This window comes from Sphaerospermopsis kisseleviana CS-549, from assembly GCF_028329225.1.
Classification (GTDB): Bacteria; Cyanobacteriota; Cyanobacteriia; order Cyanobacteriales; family Nostocaceae; genus Sphaerospermopsis; species Sphaerospermopsis kisseleviana.
Map to the genome: position 1 here is coordinate 1 of NZ_JAQMTI010000277.1, position 6,526 is coordinate 6,526.

Genomic DNA, 6,526 nt, shown 5'->3' on the forward strand with positions numbered 1-6,526 from the left:
AGGAGTCAGGAGTCAGGAGTCAGGAGTCAGGAGGAGATTGGAAAATTTCTTTGCCATCTCTTGAAATCCCAAAAAATGCACACTTTTTCCGGTATACCCTTCAAAACCCTTGCACTAATTTCTGTGTTTATCAGCCTCTAACTTTTGATATATCAAGGTTTTAGGTTTATTCAGCATCCCCTAATTAGATACATCACCATTTCCATCAATTTTGCAATTTTGCAATTGAGTCTTGATTTATGAGTCCTGATTTATGAGTCTTGATTTATGAGTCTTGATTTCTTAGCTATTAGTTGCCGGTTATTTTCTCCCCTACTTCTCCATCTTGCCATCTGCCTCAGGTTCTAGCTTTTATTCACCGTCTGTCAAAGGTTTTACGACTTTAGCGATCGCCTCTTGGATAAATACTTTTATAAACTCGTCTCGGCGATTCATCTGAAATTGCTGCTGTACTACTTCCGTCATTCCCCCATCACCCCAATCTTGATCATGGCGAAAATACTCAATAAAGCTTTTGCCGGCAATGCGCGTTAAATAAGCTGCTGTTACTCCTTGAATAGCGCGACCAATGATAAAAGTAGCAACATGAAGTTGCAAAGCCGTTGATAGTAATTCAATAGCTCCTTTAACAATACCTAAACCAGCAATGGTTTTTCCTAAAGATAAGGCTAATTCTCGCCCCCGTTCCATATTCAAATCACAACCGTAAACCCTGCCAATTTCTACCACCATTTGGGCGTTAACTGCGGCGGTAGCTAGTAAGTCTACCACTGGTAAAGGAGTTACAGAAACCACACCAGCGCCGATCCATTGATAGCGGTCTACAATTTTATCAGCTTGACGGCGACGTTGAGAATCAATTAATTTTCGCGCTTCTTCTCCTAAGCGGAGAGATTGTAAAAGAATATTATCTGCAACTAAATCTTCACCTTCAGCCCGTAGTACAGAAGCCATACGTCGCAATAAGGAGACTATATCTGGTTCTGGTTGGAAAATTTCCCCGGTTTCTAATTGTGCGGGTTGGGGGTTAGCAGCGATCGCCACCACATCATTACTAGCAATATAATCTTTTACCCGTTGACGCAACTTAGTTAAGATAGCTTCTTGATCCTCATCTGTATATAAATCAGTTTTATTGAGAACCAAGAGCGATCGCTTACCAATTTCTGCTAAACCCTTCAACGGCTCATATTCAGAACGCCGTAAATCATTATCTACCACAAATAATAATAAATCTGCTTCCGTCGCCAAAGCCCTGGCCAGTTGTTCTCGTTCTGTGCCGGCAACTCCCGCTTCTAAAATTCCTGGCGTATCGGTAATTAAAATTTTTCGTTCTAATCCCTTTAAGCGTAAACAATAGGTTTCACCAACCTGAGTTGTACCCATTGGCGCATTTACCTGCCCGACTATCCGCCCCATAATCGCATTTACTAAGGAAGTTTTGCCAGCACTCCCTGTTCCAAACACCACTACTTGAATTTCCCCCCGTGCTAAATTCGCTTCTATTTCCTTAGTGCGACTCAGTAAAGCTTGACGGGTAACTTCATCTTGAATTTGTGCCACCTGTTGACGTACAGCTTGCAGAGTGCTAGAAGCCGCATCAGACTTAGCCGCAGGAATTTGGCTAGGGGTAACGCGTCTGCGATTACGTCGTGATTTTTCCTCACCAGACCGCAAAACCAAAACATAATATATAAAGGCTGCAACCAACCCTGCCAAAAGAACAATCAGCAGCAACAGCAGCAGATTACCTAATAGGGGAGAATAGGATAGTTGCCAATAAAGCCGAGTCAGGGAATCAATCAGCCACAGGGCTAACCCCAAAATGATAATCAAACCAACAATGAGCGTGACTAGGCGAGACAGATGCATGAATCACAAAAATGAGAGGATATTAAGTAGGCAGATGCTTCTGATCTTAATCGTCGTCATCAACTACGTACAGTACAAAAAGACAAATTTTGCTAAACTCAGATGCAGTGCATATCCAATGTTCCCTTAAATTCAGTCAACAGCGAATAGTGCAGAAGATTGGTAATATAATGTTAAGAATCCGCGTTTAGTTGGTTCGCGGAAGTGGGGAGTTAGAGGATTTGAAAAGCATCTAATTTTTTATTTAGAAAGGGATGAGTATATTTAAATTGTTCGATTAATTCATGCTGCACGGGATATTTCACAGATTTTAGCTGAAGAAGAATAGTTATGATTAAGGTAAAAATATACGATCAAATGGTTGCTTGCGATAACGCCGATAAATATTAAAGTCTTTGTCTAGAGTTGCAATAGCAGAGATATTTAATCTTTCCGAAATAGCAATCAGCGATAAATCGGTAAAATCTCCTGGTAGATCCTGATAACTTGTGTTAAGTTCCTGGATTCTTTCATAGTCCGATGGCAGTAAATGTTCACATAAAAATACTTCCAGTGATAAAGCAGATAAAAATTCGTTCTGCACTTTTGTATTTGGGGCAAGTAACCACATCACTTCTGTAACACAGGCAATTGTTGTGATGAGTTGACTGGTACAGGTACTAAAAAAATTAATAACTTTTTGGTGATACTTGTCTTTACGGTCATAGAAGGCAACAAGAATCCCAGTATCAATTAATATTAGGGGATAATTATTATTCATGAGTTCTTGTTTGATGTCTTGCTTGAATTATGTCAGAAATTGCTTTTTTGCGTACATCTCTATCTGACAAATCTCCTGATCCTTCTAGTAAAAATTTGGGATAACCGCCCATTCTTTCTAATACTGTTTTAGGTGGAGCTTGATAGTTGTTAACAGATGTTTCTAAAGATGAGATAAATTTTAAAACAAGTGAAATTTGTTGATCATCAAGGTTGGCAATCGCTTCTAATAGTTTTTGGTGTGGACTGGTGGAGTACATAGAAATTTATTACTGTTGTGATAATTTACAGTTTAGCAAATAAGAAAAGCGATCGCATCTTTTCACATTTTTCAAATAGCGATACCTTCGGTAAGCTATCTCTACGAGACGCTACGCGAACGCTAACGCACTCCCCACATCCCCAAAAAGCGATCAATCTCTCATTCTCACTGTAGCAGAATAGCAGTTTTAGGTATTGGGTTTGAATAACAAAAGTATAGTCATATATCCATATTTTGTTATCTCAACCCAAGCTATTGCTAAACCCGTACAAATTCAACGGATAAACCCCCTCTAAGTATTAACACAAATAAATAAATCTAAATTCAACAATTCTTAAATCTTAACGCCTATACACAATTATAAAATGCTTCCCAAAAATTCAAGAAGATTCTTAATATTTGCAACAATAATGAAGATAACAGCTTGGAGTCATTACCCGTGAACCCTCCTACCACCACCCCAACACAAACCCAAAATCGCAAAGCGGATCATATCCGCATCTGTCTTGAGGAAGATGTCCAAGGTCAGCAAGTCACTACTGGACTAGAAAAATATCGTTTTATTCATTGTTGTTTACCGGAATGCGATCGCACCGACATTGATATCAGCACGACTTTTTTGGGAAAACAGCTTCACGCACCAATCTTAATATCTTCCATGACTGGAGGAACAGAACGCGCAGGAATGATTAACCGTCGTTTGGCAGAAGTCGCCCAGCAATATAAACTAGCGATGGGTGTAGGTTCTCAGCGTGTAGCTTTGGAAAAACCCCAAGTTGCTGATACTTTCGCTATTCGTAAATACGCCCCAGATGTGCTTTTATTTGCTAATTTAGGTGCTGTACAACTTAATTATCAATGTGGTGTTGATGAATGTTTGCGAATTATTGATATTTTAGAAGCTGATGCTTTAATTTTACACATTAACCCGCTACAAGAGTTCATTCAACCCAGAGGTGATACTAATTTCCGGGGATTGTTTGACAAAATTGCCGATTTATGCAGTAAATTACCAGTTCCTGTCATTGCCAAAGAAGTCGGTAATGGCATTTCTGGGAAGATGGCTGAAAAACTTATATCCGTAGGAATACAGACTATTGATGTCGCAGGTGCTGGTGGTACATCTTGGGCTTTGGTAGAAAGCGAAAGAGCCGAAACATCATTACAGCGTAGATTAGGAAAGACTTTTGCCGATTGGGGGATACCGACAGCAGAATGTATTACCAGTATTCGCGCACAGTTACCGGAAATACCTTTAATAGCGTCTGGGGGGTTACGTCATGGGTTAGATGTAGCCAAAGCGATCGCTCTTGGTGCAGATATCGCTGGTTTAGCAATGCCTTTCCTGCAAGCAGCAGATGTATCATCAACTGCACTACAAGAATTGACAGAAGTCTTAATTGCCGAAATCACCACCGTGTTATTTTGTACTGGTAACAGAACTTTGTATCAGTTAAAGCAATCTGACAGTTTGCAGCGTATACAATAAAAAGAGGCAGGAGTCAGGAGTTATTAATTTTGGATTTTGGATTTTGGATTTTGGATTGTTTTTGTTATATAGGAATCCTACTTGAATCTTGCTCAATATACTGAGAATCAATCGTTGATCATATACGGTTTAGGGTTTACAGCCTGTTCAAAAATCAAATAGGAGTCCTATATCCAATCTAAAATCTAAAATCTAAAATCTAAAATTTTCCTCCCTATTCCCTTTCCTACCAGATATGATAGGTATTCAAAAGGACATATTATAACCAATGAATAACTTTTTTAAACAAACTTGTGCTAGTTTAATTGGTAGCTTACTAGGACTGATTATTTTCTCTGGTGTTGGTAGTCTAGGCTTATTATTTATCATTATTGCTGCTACTGCTAAAGATACAAGTCCACAAGTTAAAGATAAATCTATGCTGGTGTTTGACTTGTCAATGAAAATCACTGACAGTCAACCTAGTTCCAGTAACTTTCTGCAAAAAACCTTAACAGGTGTAGATGAAGAACAAATCACACTCCGCAAAGTGATCGAAACCTTAGAAAAAGCGCAACGTGATCCGCGTATTGTGGGTATTTATATAGATGCTACCAAGTCAGGTACAGCGAGTAGTTTGGGTTATGCTTCCCTCAAAGAAATTCGTCAAGCGTTAGATAAATTCCGTGCATCTGGGAAAAAGATGATCGCATATAGTACAGATTGGAATGAACGGGAATATTATCTGAGTTCAGTAGCTGATAAGATTGTACTCAATCCTGTAGGCATGATGGAAATCAACGGTTTGAGTTCACAACCGATATTCTTAACAGGAGCATTGGAGAAATACGGGATTGGTGTTCAAGTAGTACGGGTAGGGAAATTTAAAGGAGCAGTAGAACCTTTTCTCCTGGATAAACTCAGTCCAGAAAATAGACAACAAACCCAAAAATTATTAGATGATGTGTGGGGAGAGTGGCGAACTTCTGTAGGTAAAAGTCGGAAAATTCAACCAGAAAAATTACAGGCGATCGCCAATAACCAAGCTATTTTAGAATCTACCGCCGCAAAAGCTAACGGTTTAGTCGATCAAATAGCTTACCAAGATGAAGTATTTGCTGATTTGAAAAAGTTAACTGCTAGTGATGAAGATGATAAAAACTTCCGACAAATTAACATGACTGATTATGCCGAAGTTCCTGGTAAATCAATGGGAGTAGAACGCAACTCAGAAAATAAAATTGCAGTTGTTTATGCAGAAGGAGAAATAGTCGATGGTAAAGGAGAAGATGGACAAATAGGAGGCGATCGCTTTGCCCAAATCTTCAGAAAAATTCGCCAAGATGAAGATGTAAAATCTGTAGTTTTAAGAATTAACAGTCCTGGTGGTAGCGCCACAGCTTCAGAAATCATACAGCGAGAAATAAAATTAACTCGACAAGTTAAACCAGTGATTATTTCCATGGGTGATGTAGCTGCTTCTGGTGGTTATTGGATTGCCAGTGATTCTAATCGCATTTTTGCTGAAAAGAATACTATTACAGGTTCTATTGGTGTCTTTGGAATATTGTTAAACGGTGAAAAATTAGCCAATAATAATGGCATCACCTGGGATACAGTAAAAACAGCCCAATTTGCAGATACTCAAACAGCTGCTCGTCCCAAATCACCCCAAGAATTAGCACTGTATCAACGCAGTGTTAACCGTATTTATAATATGTTTATTAATAAAGTTGCCGAAGGTCGAAAACTACCCCAACAAAAGGTAGCAGAAATCGCCCAAGGTCGAGTTTGGTCAGGTGTAGCAGCAAAACAAATCGGTTTAGTTGATGAAATTGGTGGTTTAAATGTTGCTATTGAATATGCAGCCAAAGCCGCAAAATTAGGTAACGATTGGGAAGTAGAAGAATATCCAAGAGTGACAACTTTAGAAGAACGTTTTTTTGGCAGAACACTACAAGAAGCCCAAGCAAAATTAGGACTTGAAAAAAATCTGATTCAGCCAAATAACTCACTTTTAGCAGAATTTGAGAAATTTACACAAGAAGTTGCCATTTTACAGAAAATGAACGACCCCCAAGGCATTTATGCCCGTTTACCTTTTAATTTGAAAATAGATTAATAAGCCTGGGGACTGGGGACTGGGGACTGGGGACTGGTGACTG

At 39.1% G+C, this 6,526-nt stretch carries 5 protein-coding genes; 2 read left to right on the plus strand and 3 right to left on the minus strand.

Annotation, left to right across the window (positions count from 1 at the left end; all coding sequences use genetic code 11):
• Positions 1-351: 351 nt before the first annotated feature.
• The 3 genes from PN497_RS21715 to PN497_RS21725 form a co-directional block, all read right to left on the minus strand.
• Positions 352-1,872, minus strand: coding sequence for a YcjF family protein (locus PN497_RS21715; protein WP_096568687.1), 1,521 nt, complete (start codon positions 1,870-1,872; stop codon positions 352-354).
• A gap of 334 nt (positions 1,873-2,206) precedes the next feature.
• Positions 2,207-2,632 carry a type II toxin-antitoxin system VapC family toxin gene (locus PN497_RS21720; RefSeq protein ID WP_096568684.1) on the minus strand — a complete coding sequence of 142 codons (426 nt, stop codon included), beginning with the start codon at positions 2,630-2,632 and terminating at the stop codon, positions 2,207-2,209.
• A complete protein-coding gene (locus tag PN497_RS21725) occupies positions 2,625-2,891 on the minus strand; it encodes a hypothetical protein (protein WP_199291226.1) in 267 nt (88 codons plus the stop codon). Before PN497_RS21725 ends, PN497_RS21720 begins: the two co-directional genes overlap by 8 nt.
• 441 nt (positions 2,892-3,332) lie before the next feature.
• On the opposite strand from PN497_RS21725, the gene fni reads away from it, so the two are divergent.
• Both fni and sppA read left to right on the plus strand, forming a co-directional pair.
• Positions 3,333-4,382, plus strand: coding sequence for a type 2 isopentenyl-diphosphate Delta-isomerase (gene fni / locus PN497_RS21730; RefSeq protein ID WP_096568678.1), 1,050 nt, complete (start codon positions 3,333-3,335; stop codon positions 4,380-4,382).
• A gap of 268 nt (positions 4,383-4,650) precedes the next feature.
• Positions 4,651-6,483 carry a signal peptide peptidase SppA gene (gene sppA / locus PN497_RS21735; RefSeq protein WP_096568675.1) on the plus strand — a complete coding sequence of 611 codons (1,833 nt, stop codon included), beginning with the start codon at positions 4,651-4,653 and terminating at the stop codon, positions 6,481-6,483.
• Positions 6,484-6,526: the final 43 nt, after the last annotated feature.